9 protein-coding genes are annotated in these 17,722 nt (G+C 67.0%); all 9 read right to left on the reverse strand.

What is annotated here, in order from left to right; genetic code table 11:
• Positions 1–16: 16 nt before the first annotated feature.
• The 9 genes from ACFYOW_RS21950 to ACFYOW_RS21990 all read right to left on the reverse strand — a co-directional run bounded on the left by ACFYOW_RS21950 (position 17) and on the right by ACFYOW_RS21990 (position 17,645).
• A complete protein-coding gene (locus ACFYOW_RS21950; protein WP_387290618.1) occupies positions 17–1,579 on the reverse strand; it encodes a PfaD family polyunsaturated fatty acid/polyketide biosynthesis protein in 1,563 nt (520 codons plus the stop codon).
• The gene (locus ACFYOW_RS21955) at positions 1,576–3,747 is read right to left on the reverse strand and encodes a beta-ketoacyl synthase (RefSeq protein ID WP_387290620.1); all 2,172 of its coding nucleotides are present in this window, start codon (positions 3,745–3,747) and stop codon (positions 1,576–1,578) included. Before ACFYOW_RS21955 ends, ACFYOW_RS21950 begins: the two co-directional genes overlap by 4 nt.
• Positions 3,744–10,214: an SDR family NAD(P)-dependent oxidoreductase gene (locus ACFYOW_RS21960; RefSeq protein WP_387290622.1), complete on the reverse strand. Its 6,471-nt coding sequence runs from the start codon at positions 10,212–10,214 to the stop codon at positions 3,744–3,746. The genes ACFYOW_RS21955 and ACFYOW_RS21960 overlap by 4 nt, the downstream gene beginning before the upstream one ends.
• A 28-nt stretch (positions 10,215–10,242) precedes the next feature.
• A complete protein-coding gene (locus ACFYOW_RS21965; protein ID WP_387290624.1) occupies positions 10,243–10,848 on the reverse strand; it encodes a GDSL-type esterase/lipase family protein in 606 nt (201 codons plus the stop codon).
• A 73-nt stretch (positions 10,849–10,921) separates the two neighbouring features.
• The gene (locus ACFYOW_RS21970; RefSeq protein ID WP_387290626.1) at positions 10,922–12,172 is read right to left on the reverse strand and encodes an NAD(P)/FAD-dependent oxidoreductase; all 1,251 of its coding nucleotides are present in this window, start codon (positions 12,170–12,172) and stop codon (positions 10,922–10,924) included.
• A 49-nt stretch (positions 12,173–12,221) separates the two neighbouring features.
• On the reverse strand, positions 12,222–13,898 hold the full coding sequence (locus tag ACFYOW_RS21975; protein WP_387290628.1) for an AMP-dependent synthetase/ligase: 1,677 nt from the start codon (positions 13,896–13,898) through the stop codon (positions 12,222–12,224).
• Between the two features lie 88 nt (positions 13,899–13,986).
• Positions 13,987–14,919, reverse strand: a complete 933-nt coding sequence (locus ACFYOW_RS21980) for a LysR family transcriptional regulator (RefSeq protein ID WP_063041076.1) — start codon at positions 14,917–14,919, stop codon at positions 13,987–13,989.
• 241 nt (positions 14,920–15,160) lie between these two features.
• Positions 15,161–16,423, reverse strand: a complete 1,263-nt coding sequence (locus tag ACFYOW_RS21985; protein WP_387290630.1) for a cytochrome P450 — start codon at positions 16,421–16,423, stop codon at positions 15,161–15,163.
• A 91-nt stretch (positions 16,424–16,514) separates the two neighbouring features.
• A complete protein-coding gene (locus ACFYOW_RS21990) occupies positions 16,515–17,645 on the reverse strand; it encodes an NAD(P)/FAD-dependent oxidoreductase (RefSeq protein ID WP_387291446.1) in 1,131 nt (376 codons plus the stop codon).
• Between the last annotated feature and the right edge of the window lie 77 nt (positions 17,646–17,722).

Genomic DNA, 17,722 nt, shown 5'->3' on the forward strand with positions numbered 1-17,722 from the left:
CCCGTTCCGAAGGTGGTTATCGGCGCTCCATCGGTCGCGGCACGAAGCGGGTGCATTCGGCTGGTAGGCGTACGCCTGCGGTGCGGAGTTGGGCGATTCGGGTGAGATAGGCGGCGCCCAGCATCATTTGGTCGGCGATGTCGGCTGCGTGGCGGTTGTTGAGGGCGGCGAGGTAGGTTCCGGCGACCCAATTGTTGAAGCCGCCCATGGCGGGGCCGCACCAGATCTGGTAGTCGGCGGTGCGGTCGGCTTCGCCACGGATGCTCCAGCCGGAGGACAACCCGAGGTACCACCGGAATACCAAGGCCATCTTGCGTTTTGGATCTTCGTCCGCGCCGACCAACTGTCCGGGGTCACGTTCGGTGAAGTAGGTGACACAGTCCTGCCAGACCGTCTCGAGGGGCCGCCGGAACAGGGTGGCCTCGAGATCGCGGCGTAGGTCGGCGGGAATATCGTCCAATCCGGCGTAGGCGCGGTAGGTGTCGTACAAGCGCTGGGCGCGGGCGGCGAACATGGTGCCTCGGCGCAGGACCTGGACCTGCACACCGAGTTCGAACATGTCCGAGGACGGCGACATGGTGCAGTCGGCGAAATCTGCTTGGGCCAGTAGCTGTTTGGTTGTGTCGCACTGGGCGGCCTCGCGGGTGGCCTGGTTGATCGATCCCGTCACCACATAGGCGGCGCCGAGCGCGAAGGCCGCCGCAGCGGCAGCGGGGGTGCCGATACCGCCGGCGGCACCGATCCGCACCGCCGCCGCTGCGGGCACGGTGGTGGCGATCCGATCGCGCGCGGCGACCAGCTCCGGGAACAGCACGAGCAGTGGCCTGCGGTCGGTGTGGCCGCCGGAATCGGCTTCCGCCGTGATGTCGTCGGCCATCGGCACCTGCTCGGCCAGCCGGGCCTGTTCCGGTGTCAGATCACCGGATTCGACCAGTCGGCGCAGCAAAGCGATAGGTGCCGGTCGCAGGAAGGGTTCGGCGACCTCGACTCGGGACACCTTGGCTATCAGGCGATTGCGCACCTCGATCTGGCCGTGCCGGTCGATGCCGAGGCCCGCCGCCCGGTATCGCACGACCTCGGTGGTCAGGCCCATGAATGCCGAGGCCTCTACGCAGCGCACGCGGTGGCGCAGGCAGGAATCGACGATCGCGCGTTCCAGCGCCGGTTCGGACGGGCTGTGAATCAGGTTGCAGGCAAAGGGCTTTCCCAGCGAACTGAGTTCGGCCAGCGCCGCATCCACGGCCGGGGGCGTCACCCCGGCCGCACCATACGATGCCAGGTAGCCCGCACGCGCCATCGCCGCGACCAAGGCGGGCGCGGCGATGCCATTGGCCATCGCACCTGCCGCGTAGGCCGCGCGCACGCCGTGCGTCGCATGGAACTGTTTGTCCCCGAGCAACTCCGGCGGCAGCGGCGCGACCGCGGTGAGCACCTGCGACCGTGCCGCGACCGCTGCATCCGAGGTCGCGCCCACCCGGCCGTCGTGCCGCACGATCCAGCAGGGCTGCCGTACGTCGAGCAGTACGGCCGTAATGTCGTCGGTGGTTTCCGCGACGACGGTGGTTGACGATGCGGTCACGGCCGCTCCTCTCGCTCACCGAGTTCGATTGCCAGGTCGACCAGTTCGTAGATGCGCAGACCCGGTTTCCACAGCGAGCCGTCGGCGATGACGGTGACACCGTTTGCGCCCCTGCGGATTTCCTTGATGTCGACCTCCAACCGAACCGTTGCGTCGGTCGGCAGGAATTGGCCGCGGTAGCGCCAGCTGAAGGCGATATCGGCGGGGATGCGGAAGACCGGATCGCCGATGGTGTCGGCGAATCCGGCATCGAGCATCCACTCCTGGATGGCGTGGATGACCGATTCCACTCCGAGCGATCCCGGGATCACCGGGTCCAGGTAGAAGTGACGGGCGAAATACCAGTCCGACGGGTCGATTTCGCGCAGTGAATGCAGATATCCCGCACCGTATTTTCCGCCGCCGTCGACCACGTCGATCCGGTCGATCAGTGCCAGGGTCTGGCGGGCACACAGCCGGGCATTCGGATCCGCTCGGCGAGCGGCGACATCGATGGTGCGGGTGGCTTGTGGATGCTCGTCCAGCCAGGTCGGGACGGACCGTCCGGCGTCGAGGCCGGTCTGGTTCGCCAGGGCTTCGTCGCTGAAGTACCCGAACATGGTCTCGCCGGTGTAGAAGGGTTCACCGTCCACGCTCAGCGTGTAGTCGAAATTCTGCAGTGACGAGCCGGGCAGGATCGTCGTCGACAGCAGGCGCGAGGTCTGCTCGATCGTCTTGTCCCGCAGATCTACCTGGCGCAGGACGGTCGCGGTGCCGCCGAGGTTGCGCAGGCTCAGGGTGACACCCGGCTGGGTGAGGGTGGGACCGGCGTAGTAGCCCATCAGCAGTGCCGCCTGCAGCGAGGTCTCCATGTACACGAAATGCGGCATGGATTCGTTGGCGGTATCGCCGTAGTACCAGGAATCGGCGGGTGAGTCGTATTCGGTGCGGTACGTCGCGCCATCCAATTTGCCACGGGCACAGTCGAATTCGAGGACACGGTCGACCAGGAGCAGCCCGCCCGTCGGCAGGCGGGTCGCTCGGACGCCGGTGTATTCGGCGAATTCGGGGCCCATGGCGATGGCTTGATCGCCGCGGGCGAGGTGGGTCATGTGGAATTCGTTGAGCAGTAGGCCAGGTACGGCGGCACCTGGGCCGACGGCCGCGCCCGCTGGCTCGGCCACCGTCACGGTGACCTGCAGCGGAGCGGAACCCGCGATGGTCGCGGTGCCGGTGACATGCGGCCGGGGCACCAGGTCGATTTCCGAGACTACGAATTCGACTGTGCCAGTCCTGCTTTCGGTCGTACCCGGCTCGCTGACAAGGGTGCTCCGCGAGAGGCACAGCTGCATGCCGGTGAACAGTGCGAATACCTCCGCCGCCTGTACAGCGGCCGCTCGGGTATCGCCGTCGAAATGCGCTACCAAGCGGCCGTTTCCGGTGCCGCCGCGCAACTCGATGGCTACGACCTCGGTGAGCACCAAGGGGCCCGCCGCCGCGAGTCGCGCCACGGATTCGACGCCGGCACGCCGGTATCCGAATACGCCGGCGACATCGCCCTCGGTGAGGCGTGCCAGCGCTGCTCGATCGAGGCTGGTGCGGGTGGTGCGGGCCGGCGGCTTGAACGTCCACTCCGGTGCGGCGGCGATGCGTGCGCTCGAAATGGACTGGCCGCTGTGGCCCTGGTTCGCCGCCGGGACCTGAGGGTGCACCGTCCGCTGCCATATCGCCCGTTGCAGTGCGACCTGGGCGGTCAGCGCTGCGCGGTGGGCGGCGACAACGCCCGAACGGATCTCGGTGAGCGGGCCAGGGGTTTGCGGACATGCCTGTGCTGTGGCCGTCGAGATTGCGACTTCCGGTACCGCGGGCAGTTGATGCACCCTTGGCGTTTCATGGCCCGCAGGCGCTTGGTGCGCGGCCTGGCCTTCGTGCGCGGCCTGGCCTTGGTGCACCGCCAGGCTTTCGCGGACCATCGGGTTTTCGCGGACCGCAGAACTCTCGTGCACCTCCCGGCTCTCGCGGACCGCCGAGCTTTCGCGGACCGCCGGGCTCTCGCGAACCGCCGGGCTCTCGCGAACCGCCGGGCTCTCGCGAACCGCCGGGCTCTCGCGGACCCCAGCCGACTCGCCCCGGACGGCAGCAGTGCCGACCGGATCGAACGGCACTCCGTCGAACTCGATAACCGTCATGCCAACCACCCCCGCACCGAAGCCTGGAATTTCGCGGTCAGATCCGGTGTCGTCACCACGGTGACATCCGAGAAGCGTTGCAGCACTGTCCCATCCGATGTTGTTGCGGTGGCGTCGATCCGGACATCGAAGCTGCTGGGCCGCGGGTTGTCCACGGTGAGCAGGAACGGCTTGTCCGTCGGCAGCCGCCGGTAGTAGTCCACGCGGCCGACACCCAGTGGCAGACAGGCCGCCCCGAGGAGTCGGTAGCCGAGCACCGGCGGGCCCTGCATGATCAGGTCGGCGAGGACCGGGTCGTGCAGGCGACCGGCGTAGGCGCCGTCGGCCACTCGCGCGGCGGGCAAGGCGCAATCGAATACGATCGCCTCGTCCGAGGCCGCCAGTACCGTGCGCAGGCCCTGCAGGGCGGGCGCGTGGAACTGGATGGCGTCGCGGTAGATATTCGCGTCGCTGACCGATCCGGTCGGGATCGTCTTGGCCGGCGGCCGATCGGGTTCGGCCGCCAGCAGCAGCGTCGCCCGGAAGTGCAGCGCATCGTCACTGCGGACTGTCGCCTCGACCAGTGCAATGCCATCGACCGGCTCGCCGGGGACGAGTTCGAGTTCGAGCTCATCCACCGGATGGTCGAACACGATTCCCTTGAGGACCTGGAAATCCCTGGCACCGACGACCATTCGGCCGGGCAGGCTGCGCTCGGCCAGATTCACCATCGCACCGATGCCGAACGTGGCTGGTAACACGATATGTTCGCCGATTCGGTGCGCCTGGATGATCGGATCGTCGGTCAGACCGGCGATGATCCGGCGGGCCTGCGTCGCGGGTGGAGCGACTGTCGTATCGCCAGTGAGACTTTCGGCCGGACCGATCAGTACTACCGCGTCGGCATCTCGGTCCGCAGTGAACTGTTCGGTGAAGGCCGCCGCACCGGTCTCGGGATCCAGCAGGGCGATGCCACGAGCGTGGAAATGCTCGCGCAGTTCGGGCGTCACCATGCCGCCGTCCCAGGCACCCCAGTCGATCGCGGTGACGTGGCAGTCGGGATGGCGGCGCCGATAGCTCACCGCGAATCGAGACAGTGCCTCGTTCGCGGTGGCGTAGTCGGCCTGACCCGCGTTACCGAACAGTCCGGCCACCGAGGTGAACAGCACCAGATGCCGTAGTTCGCCAAGTGCGGCCAGCACGGTGGCCAGCCCGGAGATCTTGGGATCCAGTACCCGCTCAATGGATTCGGCCGTTTTGTCGGTGAGCGTGGAGTCCGCAAGCACACCTGCCCCGTGCACGACGCCGGTTATGGTGTCGCGCCACGGTGTGAATGCGGTGCGAACCGCCGCTTCGTCGGTCGCGTCGACAGCAAGATACTCTGCCCGCGAGCCCAATTCGGTCAGCGTTTCGCTGATTTCGCGGGTGGCCCGTACCTGGGCGCACGCGCGCTCGATATCGCGTGGCTTTGCTCCGGTGCCGACGAGTGCGCGCACCGCCGCAGCCTTGAGCTCGGTATCGGAAACACCTGCAGCCCAGTCGGGTTCAGGTGTCAACTCGGAGCGACCGAGGAGCACGAAGCGTGCCTCGCTCCGCTGTGCCAGCGCCCGGACGCACGTGGCGGTGACGCCACGCGCACCTCCCGTGACGAGCAGAACATCCTGTGCCGTAAGCACACTCGGCCCCTGCTCGTGACGCACGATGCTGACCGAACGGGCAGGCGCATGTGCACTGGGCACCAGCGTTCTGCGCTGCTCGGCCGCATCGATACCGACCTCGAGCGTGTCACGTGCGGCATCGTGCAACTCCGCGGTGACCAGCTCGGCCAGTCGCACCGGTGTGATTTCCGGGTCGAAATCGAGTGCCCGGCAGAACAACGCGGGCTGTTCGGCCGCAAGGGTTTTCACGACGCCGCCGACACCGCCGAGCAAGGCGGTGATCGGACCCGCTGTGCCGAGGAAGCCGAGGTGACCGTCGAGCCGGGTCACCGTGACGAACGCCGCCCGACTATCGGTCTTCGCCAGCCGCGGCACCGCATGACCGGCGGTCAGCACGGCTGTGCCGAGCCACCGCTGCGCGGCCTCCCAATCGGCGAACTCACAGCTCAGCACCGCGAGGCAGACATCGACGGAATCGAGATCCGACAGGCCTGCCGAATCCGTCCGATGCACCGACCAGCCCTGCTCGGTGAGCAGGGATTCGATGGCGGCGCAGTCGGCATCCGCCTGACCGGTGAGATCGACCAATGCGACCGCGCCGCCCTCGCGATACGGGGCGACGGCCCGGTCCAGCGACGGCAGGGTGATCAGTTCGACGGCATACCGCGGCGTTTCGGCCGCGGCCTCAGCTTTTGGGTGGACATCACCGCCCACCGACGTCGCGAGCTCGTCGACGATCTGATCCACTGTGCGTAGCGTGCCAAGCTGCTCCGGACCGAGGCTGGGTAAGTCCGGAAACCGTTCCTGGAGTGCGCCGATCACCTGGACTCGCTTGATCGAGTCGACGCCGAGATCGGCCTCCAGATCCATCGACGGATCGACCATTTCGACCGGATAACCGGTCTTCTCGGCGACGACCTCGCGCAACGCGATCCGCAGGTCGTCACCCGTGGGCGCGGCCGACGAGGTGGCTCCGGCACCAGCCGTTGGTGCCGCCGCAGCAGCAGTTCCGGCAGCACCCGCAGGTCCAGCAGCTCCGGCACCAGTCGCAGTCACCCCGGCAACCGCAGGTGCAGTCGCCCCGGCAGTTCCAGGAGCCGCGGCAGGCGCGCCCGGCCCCTCCGAGGCCGCCCCGTCACCCAGCAAACTCGCGATCTGATCGAGGGTGCGCAGCGTCCCCAACTGCTCCGGCCCGAGGTCCGGCAGCTGCGGGAACAGCTCCTGCAGCGCACCGATCACCTGAACCCGCTTGATCGAATCCACCCCGAGATCGGCCTCCAGATCCATCGACGGATCCACCATCTCCACCGGATACCCGGTCTTCTCGGCCACGACCTCCCGCAACGCGCTCAGCAGTGCGTCGGTGGATGCCTGCGAGCTGGATGCCGCGGACTCCGTAGCAGCCACGCCACCATTGGCCTGGAACTCGGGAGCAGCGGCAACGCCACCGTTGAACTGGGCAGCGGAGGAAGTGCCACCGTTGAACTCCGCAGTGACCGGTCCACCATTGGTGGAGATCCCCGAATGCGCCACATTGGTTTCGGCAGCACCAGAGGTACCGACGCCCCCGGAAGCCAACAGCCGACGCTCAGGCGCCGACTCGATCGCCGTCTGCCGAGTGGACTCCACCCGCCGGGTCACGGCCGTCCGCGCAACAGGCGCGAAGCCGCCCTCCAGCTCCGCCAACTGCGCGAGCACTTCGCTTGCCCGCGAATGACTTTCACTGATCGCCACACCGTGATCCTTCACGGCTTCGATCGCCCGCACGGTCGCCTCATCGAGCGCACCCCCGCCGAGCGCACCGGCCAGGTTGCGTGCCATATCCAGCTGGCCGTCGAGGAACTGACGGTGGGTCTGTAGGTGCTGCACGAGCGCACTGTCGAGTGCGTCCGAGCCCGAATCGTAGGGCTGATACACGGTCGTCTCCGTTGGTTCGGCGAAAGATGCTGCCACCGGCAGCGTTTCAGGCTGAGGATCGACGACGCTGTCGACAGGAGTTGGTGCGGCGACACTGACGCGATAGCCGTTGTCGAGTGCGGCCGCATACGCCGCACGCCGGCTCTCGGGCACGTACTCGGGCGCCGAGATCGTCACGGTCATCGCACGATTCGAGGTGCGCGATGCGGGCAAAGGCGCGGCGTGCCTATTTATGCCGTGCAGGCCGAATCCGAGCACGGCCAGCCGCACCGCCGCCCGTCCCAGCGCGAGATCGCTATTGCCGATGGGACCGGAATCCGTGGGGATGGCGATGACATCGTCGCCGAGGGTGCGCCGCACCAATGAGGTCAGCACCTGCTTCGGCCCGAATTCCACGAAGACCGTGCAGCCGTCCGCACGCATCGCGGTCAGCGCGGCGACGAATTCGACCGGCTTACTGAGCTGTCCGGTGAGCAGCGCGCGATTCGCCGCGACATCATCGCCATAGCGGGCGTCGGGGGTATTCGCATACACCGGCGCGTCGGGCGCACCGATGGTCACCGCCGCGGTCGCGTCGGCGAACGCCTCCACCGCATGCGCCACATAGGGCGTGTGGAACGCACCGGACACCGGCAGTGCCCGAGTGGCCACCCCACGCGCACCGGCCCGCTCGACCACGGCGGCGATCCCCTCCGGCCCGCCGCCGACAACGACCTGATCGGGCGCATTGTGGTTGCAGATCCACACATCGTCGACGCCGGCGAGCAGTTCCTCGGCGATCTCCCTCGACGCGCCGAGCGCCACCATGGTCCCGGCCTCGACACCGGCTGCCGGCGTCATCGCCGCACCGCGCGCCCGGGCCAAGGCGAAGAAGTCCTCGGTGCCGACCGCACCGGAGGCCCACAGCGCGGTGAGTTCACCGAAGCTGTGGCCCAGATATCCGTTCGCACGGAATCCGCACTCTGCCAGCGCCCGGAACTGTCCCGAAGACAGCGCGCCGATCGCGGGCTGTGCGAATTCGGTTCGGCGCAAGGACTTTTCCTGCTCCGACGATGTCTCTTCGTCGAAGGCGGGCGGTGGGAACACCACCGAAGACAGCCGCACCGGCGCGCCGGTGAATGCGATATTGGCCGCATCGAAGGCCGCGCCGACCGCCGGATTGCTCAGTGCCGCATCCGCTCCCATATCGACGTACTGACTGCCCTGCCCGGCGAAGAGCGCACCGATCTTGCGCTCCGGCAATGCCGACGCCCGGAAGTACACGCCCTCCGGGTGATCCCAGGCCACGGCCTCGGGATTGCGCACCAGTTCGTCCACCGCGAGCGCCCGCAGGTGCGCGGCATTCTCATCGTCGACCGAGACGAATCCGATGCGCGGGTGGTCCTCCGGAATATCGCCGCCGTCGACGCCATCCACGCTGCGGACCGCGTCCACCAGCCCGGCCACATCGGGCGCATGCCACAGATGCGCCTGCGCGGTGCGATGCAGTACCGGCTCGGTGCGATCGGAGTCGGCCTCCTCCAGCACGACGTGGAAGTTGGTGCCGCCGAACCCGAATGCAGAGGCCGCGGCCCGGCGCACCGGACGCTGCGGATCCCGGATCCACGGCCGCGTCCGGGTATTCACGTAGTAGGGCGCGTCATCCGGCTCGATCTCCGCATTGGGCGCGTCCACATTGATGGTGCCCGGCAACACCTTCTGGTGCAGTGCGAGCGCCAACTTCATGACCGAGGCGGTACCCGCGGCACCCTTGGTGTGCCCGATCTGCGACTTCACACTGCCCAGCGCCGCGAAGCGCGACTCCGAAGTCGCATCGGACAACAGCGATTTCAGCGCGGTGAGCTCGGTCTTATCGCCGACCGGCGTACCGGTCGCATGCGCCTCGATGAGCGCGACATCCGCCGGTGAGCAATCGGCGTCGGCATAGGCCCGATCGAGGGCGACCCGCTGCCCGCCCGCCCGCGGCGCGTAGATGCTCTTCGCCCGGCCGTCACTGGAGGAACCCAGGCCGCGAATGACGGCATAGATCCGATTGCCATCGCGACGTGCGTCTTCGAGCCGCCGCAGGGCGAGCATGGTGATGCCCTCACCGAGCAGGGTGCCGTTCGCATCGGAGGAGAACGGGCTGATCTGTCCGTTCGCCGACAGCGCCCCCACCTTGCTGAAGCACATGTAGATGAAGATGGTGTTCTCGGTATCCACACCGCCGGTGATCATCATGTCGGCCCGGCCGTCCTGCAGTTCGGCAATGGCGGTCCGCAGTGCGGCAAGCGATGCCGCACACGCCGCATCGACTGTGCAGTTGATGCCGCCGAGGCCGAGGCGATTGGCGACCCGGCCCGCGGTGATATTGGCCAGCAGACCCGGGAACGAATTCGCTTCCCACGGTGCGAAAGCCGCGACGAACTTATCGGCGATCGCATCGGCGTCGGTATCGGAGAGTCCGACCGAGCGCGCCGCCTCCTTCAACACCGGTGTCGAAAGTCGTGCCGCCAGCGGATGCATCAGCGGTACGGGCCCGGTGGTGCCGAGCACGACGCCGGTCTTGCCCGGGTCGTACCAGGCCGAATCGACCGCGCCCGCATCGATCAGCAGATCGCGCGCCACACCGAGGCTGAGCGTCTGCATGGTGCTGGTGACTTCGAGCTGATTGGGCGGCAGCCCGAATTCCAGCGGGTCGAACTCGATATCGGGCAGGAACGCGCCGCGACGCGAGTAGGTCTTATCAGGCGCGTCCTGATCGGCGTCGAAGTAATCGTCGAGGCTCCAGCGCGATGTGGGCACCTCGGTGGTGCAGTCCACGCCGTCGACGATGTTCTGCCAATACTCTCGATGGTTGTGCGCGTTGGGCAGCAGCCCGGACATCCCGACAATAGCGATCGGGTTGCGCGCCAGGCGTCTGTCGTCTGTCACGAAAGTTCCTCTCGAACCGGGTGGAAAATCAGGCGGCGACGGTGGTCGCGGTACGCGACGCGATGAGTTCGGCCGCACCCGCGGCGAACATGTGATGACCGAGCGAGCTCGGGTGCAGACCATCGGCGGTCCACACCTCGGGCCGCCCCCACTCGGCCTGGGCGGCGATATCCAACAGCAGGGTGCCGGTTTCGGCGGTGACGGCGGCCAGCACCATATTTGCGAAGTCAAACCGCTCCCGCAGCAACGCACGGAAACCGTCCGGCACCGGCAGACGGGCCGGAATATCGGGGTAGCTCGCTGTGAAAACCGTTGCGCCAGTGCTACACAACGTGCCGAACAGGGTTGCGAGGTTGCGCTCGAACCGATCCTGGTCGAAGTCACTGACCAGATCGTTCACGCCGACGACGACACCGAAGAGGCCGGATCGCGTCGAAACGGCCCGGCGTAGTTGCTGTTCGAGCACAATGCTGGTCGTGGCCCCGTGCACACCGAAGTTGCGCACGGCGGCGGGTCGCAGGCCGAGCTGGCCGCCCAATCGGGGCACCCAGCCGCGGTAGCCGCCACCGGCCGCGGCGTCACCGCGCCCCTCGACGAAGCTGTCGCCCAACGCGGTTAGGCCGGGCCCGCTCACGACTGCACCTCGCTGGCGCTCGGTTCCGTCGTGCACGATGCGCGCTGTAACATGGTTCGCTCGCTGCGCTCGCTCATGCCGTCACCCCATCGTTGATGACATGCCGCGCGTCGACCGGGAAGTCGACTTTCTCGTACAGCTCGGTGAGCTCCTGCTCGCCGAAGTACTTGTCCGGCGAGTAGATTCCGGCGATCAGCCCGAAGAACTTCTTCGAGTAGTCCACGTCATAGCTGGTCGCGCGGAATACCGAGTCGTAATAGGGCGTCAGCGACAGCTCCGAAATGCTCTGTGTCAGTTCGTAAGTGCTCGCGCTCTGGGCATCGCGCTCCACCTGGTACTCGGCCAGTGCCTCGTCGAGCGGCCGGGCGCCGGACAGGCCGGCGTCGACCAGATCGGCCAGCAACTGGGCGTACTTGAAGGCGTCGGTAATGCCCCAGCCGGTGAACGGATCCTTGTGGTAACCGGCGTCTCCCACCAGCGCCCAACCGGGTCCGTAGGAGCGGCGACGGTAGTTATCCGGGTAGAGCATCGGCCGGAACTGCTCGACCCGCTTACCCGTATCCCGCAGGCGCGCACCGATTTCCGGGTCGATCTGGTCGACGATCTCCTGCACGCCGGCATCCGGATCGGTGCGGAAGTCGCGGAACCGGTCGCGCTTGCGCATCACCGCGACCAGCGCGAGTCCGTCATTGGTCGGCCACGACGCGAACTGCTGCTCACCGAATCCGGTGCGGTGCTGCATACCCCAGTCGACGCCCTCGTAGTAGGAGTAGTAGACGAAGCACGCCGCCGGGGAGCCCTCGTACACCTCGGTGCCCACCGCCTTGGCCACGGTCGAATTCGATCCGTCGGCACCGATCACCAGACCGGCACGGAACTCCTGTTCCGCACCGTCGCGGATGCGCCCGCGAATGCCGACCACCCGATCCTCGTCGAACACCAACTCGGTGACGGAGAATCCGTGGATCACCTCCACCCCCGCGTTGCCGGCCGCGTCGACCAGGATCTTGTCCAGCACGGTGCGGCGCGGACAGTACACGGCGTCGATGCCGTCGGCCGCCACATCGGCGAAGCCCTTGATGACGATGTCGGTGTAGGAGAAGTTCAGGTGCCGGATGGGCGGGCAGCCGGAGGCCACCACCTCGTCCAGCAGACCCCACGACTTCAGCATTCCGAGTCCGGCCTGGTGAATGTAGTGGGTCGAGGGGGTGTCGCTCGGGAAGGTGGCGCGGTCCACGGCAAGGACCCGGTAACCCTTCCTGGCGAGCAGCATGGCCAGCGGGGAACCCGCAACCCGAGTTCCGACAACGATGACGTCGTACATGTTCGCATCACTTTCCGGTAGTCGAATTCGATTTCGAGATCGGCCGCGCTTATTGCGCGGGTTGGCGTGCCGGGTAGAGGTAGTCGATATCGGCGGAATAGGCCGCCGCGATCGCGGCTCGGCGCAGTTTCCGCGAGGAGGTCAGCAATCCGTCGTCAACGGTGAAGTCGCCGTCCACAATTCGGAATGCACGGATCGATTCCGCGCGGGAGACAAGGGAATTCGCGTCGTCAACCGCCGACTGCACGGCGGCTTCGAGATCACCGTCGGGATGGTCGCCGCGCCAGCGCTGCACCTGCACCGGATCCAGCGTCACCAGTGCGGTGACGTAATCGCGGCCGTCACCGACCACCATGCAGTTGCTCACCAGCGGATGCAGCCGCACCCGGTCCTCCAGCGGCGCGGGCGCGACATTCTTGCCGCCGGAGGTCACCAGGATCTCCTTCTTGCGGCCGGTGATGCGCAGATAGCCGTCGGCATCGAGTTCACCGATATCGCCGGTGTGCAGCCACCCTTCGTCGTCCACGACGGCCTGGTCCGCCGCCGCACCCCAGTAGCCAGGCGAGACATGCGGGCCACCGACCAGCACTTCGCCGTCGGCTTCCGCGATGGCGACCGAAGTGCCCGGAATCGGTCGCCCGACGGTGCCGAGCCGATTGGTTTCCGGGGCACTGACCGTCACGGCGGTCGCGGCCTCGGTGAGCCCGTAGCAGTTCAGCAGCACCACACCGAATCCGGCGTAGAACCCGATCGTCGACTCGTCGAGCGAGGCGCCGCCGGAGATGACCGAGCACAGCTGTCCACCGAGCGCGACCGCCACCGGATGGTCGGACGGCTCCGGTGTCGCCTGGTCACGCAACACTGCCAACCCGCGCGCCACCGCCTCCTGCTCCTCGGTGCCGGACAGCAGCGTTCGGCAGTACTTGCGAATCTTCTCCAGGCCGTAGGGAATCAGCGCCAGGAAGGTGGGCCGCAGCGTCGGCAGCACTGGCACCAGCTCCGGGATGCCGGGCAGCAGGTGCGTGCGGCTGCCGCCGAACAGGCAGGCGAACAGGATGGTCTGGCCGAAGACGTGCGACAGCGGCAGCGCGAGCACGGTCGTGCCGTCGAACAGCTCGCCGGTCTGGCGCACGGTATTGGCCGAGGATACGAACATATTGCGGTGCGTGATCAGGCATCCCTTGGAGACGCCGGTGGTGCCGCTGGTGTAGACGATCATGGCCAGGTCATCGGCGTGCACCGCGGCGATACGGGCACCGAGATCGGCGTCGATCTCGGTGGCCGTCCACTCCGCGATCAGTGCGAAGGTCCAGACCTCGCCCGCACCCGCGGCCCGCAGGCGCGCTCCATCGGACTCGTCTTCGGCGACGAAATAGGCACTGCCGCTATCGCGCAGGATGTGCTCGATCTGCGCCGCCGACGAGGTCGGATACACCGGAACGACCACCGCGCCGAGGGCGAGCAGTGCGCAGTCCAGCAGCGCCCACTCCAGACTCGTGCGGCCGAGGATCGCGACCCGATCCCCCGCTTGCACGCCACGTCCGGCCAGCGCCGAAGCCAGCGCCCGAGCTCGCCGGTCCACTTCGGCGCAGGTGAGTTGGGTCCCGTCCGCGCCGCACAGCGAATGCCGTTGCGGATGTGCCGCGGCCGCACCGGAAATCACCGAGTACAAACTCGCGTCGTCCGGGAGGTCGATTCCGTTCTCGGTCACTGACACTGTATTCACAATGTCGAATTCTGGTCGGCGACAACGAATTACGTCCCCGCCGATACAGAGGTTCCTACCGCGCGAATGTCATGGCCTATCGAAGCACTCAAGCCGATAGCGCGCGGGCAATATCTATACGTGCCGGTTCGGGGGAATCGATGCAGTCCAGGAAAAACGAAACCGCCGGATTCGTCTCATCCGTACGCCACACCGCGTACAAATCCAATGTCGGCACCGGATCGAACAGTTTGACCGCCACCGAGCTACTGCCCGGCGCACCCATCCCCATCGAGATCGCGCGCGGTAGCGAGGCGAATCCGACGAACGGACGCACCGAGACCATATGCGCGGTCGCACCGGGATCATCCGCGGTATGCGCGACCGCCAGGCTGATCCTGGTGTCCGCGGCCGCGCGGAAGATGGAGTCGTACATGGCCGGACACTGTTCGCGGGCGAACAGCACACATTCCTGCCCCGCCAATTCGGCGAACGGCACGCCGGGCCGGTCGGCCCAGCGGTGTCTGCGCCCGACCACCGCGACCAGCGGAACCCGGTGCAGCAATCGGCGATACGAGAAGTCCGAGGTGCTCGGGTGGCCGTAGACCAGCGCCACGTCGAGCGAGCCGTCGGCCAGCGCCGCCAGCTGCGGGCCGGTGCGCTTCTCCCACAGCGACACCACGATATCGGGATGTCGTTCGGTCATTCCGGTGAGCGCCTCCGGCAGCACATGTCTGCTGGCCGGAAGGTTGTAACCAATATTGAGGGTGCCCGCGCGCCCCTCGGCGGTCGCCTTGGCGACCTGGGCGGCCCGGTCCATCTGGGCCACGATGATGCGGGCTTGACTCTCGAATTCTCGGCCCGCCGGGGTCAATTTGACCTCGTGGGAGTTACGTGCGACCAGTTGCACGCCGAGTGATTTCTCCAGCTTCTGCAGTTGGGCACTGAGACTGGGCTGCGTGAGATGCAGGCGCTGCGCTGCGCGGCCGAAATGCAGCTCTTCGGCAATAGTGATGAATGAAACCAGATGTCGGAACTCCATGCCGCCGGCTCCTTATTCTGCGTACCCGAAACGTTAGCGGAGCCAGGTAACCGAGGATGAACCGCGGTCGGACGGTTTTCGCCGAAACCATTGCGGCCGGGTGAACTGACCCCTATGCGTTTCGCATATGTGCTATCGCGGGAGCCGCGACTATCCAGCATCGCCCAAACCACGGACCTAGGCAATAGCGAATAGGTCACCTTCGGACCCGGTGCGCTATCACACCGGGTCCGAGCACAACTCACTTGGCGGTGAACCTCGTCGGCAGAGCTTCCAGGCCGCGGATTACCACATTCGGCTTATAGGGCGGTTCGTCGGAAAGCGGCTCGATATCACGCACCTTCCGTAACAGCACGTCGAGCAGCACCTCCATCTCCAGCAGGGCCAGCGGTGCGCCGAGGCAGTAGTGGATGCCGAGACTGAAGCCGAGGTGCTTCTTGGCCGGACGCATCGGATCGGAATACCTGGCGACGTCGACCCGGTCCGGATCCGCGAAAACGGCATCGTCGCGGTTGGCCGAATTGATCAGCACCACAACCCCTTCGCCGGTTTCGAACTCATGGCCTGCGACAGTGATCGGCCGGGTGGCGGCGCGGGTGGTGATCTGCACCGATGGCTCCAGCCGCAGCAGTTCGTCGGGTGCGGATGCGGTCAGTTCGGGACGTGCGCGCAGGGCCGCGATTTCGCCCGGATTGCGCATCAGCTGCAGCATGCCGGTGCCGATCAGATTCGCGGTGGTCTCGTGCCCGGCGACGAAGGTGGTGATGCAGGTGGCCAGCAGTTCCTGTTCGGTGAGCACATCGCCGCGGTCCTCGACCTGCGACAGCACGCTCAGCAGGTCGTCCTTCGGATCGTGGCGCCGTTCGTTCAGCAACTCACGGAAGTAACCCATGAAGCCGCGCGAACCGGCGCTGCGGGCCTTCAGCGCCTCCTCTGGCAGCGTGTAGTCGTGATCGAAGCCGCGCGCCAGGTCCTGGGACCACTGGTGCACCTGCTCATAGGCCTCCGGCGGCACGCCGATCAACTCGCAGGCGATGATCAGCGGCAGCGGGTAGGCGATCATCTCGACGAGATCGAATTCGCCTGCGGCCAGGGCATTGTCGACGAGTTCCTCGGTGAGCTGCTCGATGCGCGGGCGCAGCCGGGTCACCATGCGCGGGGTAAAGCCCTTGGTCACCAGATTGCGCAGCCGGGTGTGGTCCGGCGGCTCCATCCAGAGGAACGAAGTGGGCAGTTCCTCGGGCGCATCATCCGGTGACACGGTGGGATGCATCATCGCGGCCTCTTCCGCATGACTCCACGCCGTGGTCGAAAGAACGGCCGTGCAGTCCTCGTAGCGGGTCAGCAGGTGGTGGCCGAGCGGGGTCTGATGCAGCGGGCCCGCTTCGCGCAGGACCCGTGCGGGGGTGTAGGGGTCGGGCCTGCCTTCCGGGCCGAATAAGTGGGCGATGGCGGTCTGGATGGCGGAATCCTGATCCGCCACCGCCGTATTCGCTTGCGACATGTCGGGGTGGTCCCTTCTGTGCGGTGCACCGCCGAACTGGCGGTGCGGCCGGTCGGATTGTGGCGGTGCGGGGCGCGACATTGCGGACCCGTCACCTCGTCGGTTCGATGAGGATCGGTGTGCGTTCGGCTATTGCGACCGATTTTGTGTTGCCGCGCAGCAGGATTCGGCCCGCGATCAACGGGCGCAGGAGTGCCGTGGGTGGTTCGACGAGATTGGCGACCCGCAGAAAGGTGCGCGCGACCTGCGGATCGACATGTGCGGCACGATGCGCTCGGCCGACATAGGCATTGGTGAGGCGCGTGCGCGTCGTACGCGGGCCGACGACGCCCGGATGGCTGAGGTCGGCACCCGCCGCGAGCTGCCACGCGACATCGACCACTTTGCCCGCGGCGGAGTAGAACCGGGCGGGTAGCCCGGCCTCGGATCCGGCGCGCAGACAGTCACGCAGGACGAGAGCTTGCTGGGCGGCCACGGCCATGCCCTGCGCGTACAGCGGATTGAAGCTGCACAGCGCGTCGCCGAGTACCAGAAAGCCTTGCGGCACAGTGGAAAGCCGCTCGAATCGGCGGCGCACCGGTGAGCGGAAACGATGCGGCACCAACTCATCGAGCGGTTCGGAGGTGGTGATGAGTTCGTGGATATCTGGTGCGGCGATGGTGGCGGCGAATTCGGCGAAGCCGTCCGGATCGGTCGGCGGATGGTCGCCGAGCATGCCTGCCAGCGTGATGTGCCAGCGGTCGCCCTCGACCCGAATCGCGCCACCACCACGGCCGTTCCGGCCGGTGGAGATGATCACCGAGGATTGGCCGCCCAATTGTCCTGGCCGCCAGCGGAAGAATCCGGAGGTATAGCCGAGATCGACCTCGAGGCGTTCCTCCAGTGGGATCCGCGCGCCGAGGGCCGCCAGCCATACGCTCGCCCGGGAGCCACGGCCGGTCGCGTCGACGATGAGGTCGGTGGCATGCGCCTCGGCACCGTAGCCGCCGGAGACCGATACCGCACGCACCCGCGCGGCATCGCCGATCAGGCCGCGCGCCATCCCCTCGCACAGGCGCACGCCCGGTGTGGCGAGCGTCCGCTGCCGTAGTACCTCTTCCAGTAGCGGCCTGGTCGCGATTACCGAGGTCAGTCCGGTCGGAGTCGGCGCGGCTCGCAATCCGCCTACGTACCAACGGGTTCCGACCAAAGCCTCCGCAGTGGTCGCGCCGCGATCGGCCATTTCGGAGGTGACCCGGATACAGCTGTTCGATGATGGTCCGGCCGCGATCCAGCAACCCGTGCAGATGCCGTGCCTGT

This window comes from Nocardia sp. NPDC006982 (assembly GCF_042869435.1).
GTDB lineage: Bacteria > Actinomycetota > Actinomycetes > Mycobacteriales > Mycobacteriaceae > Nocardia.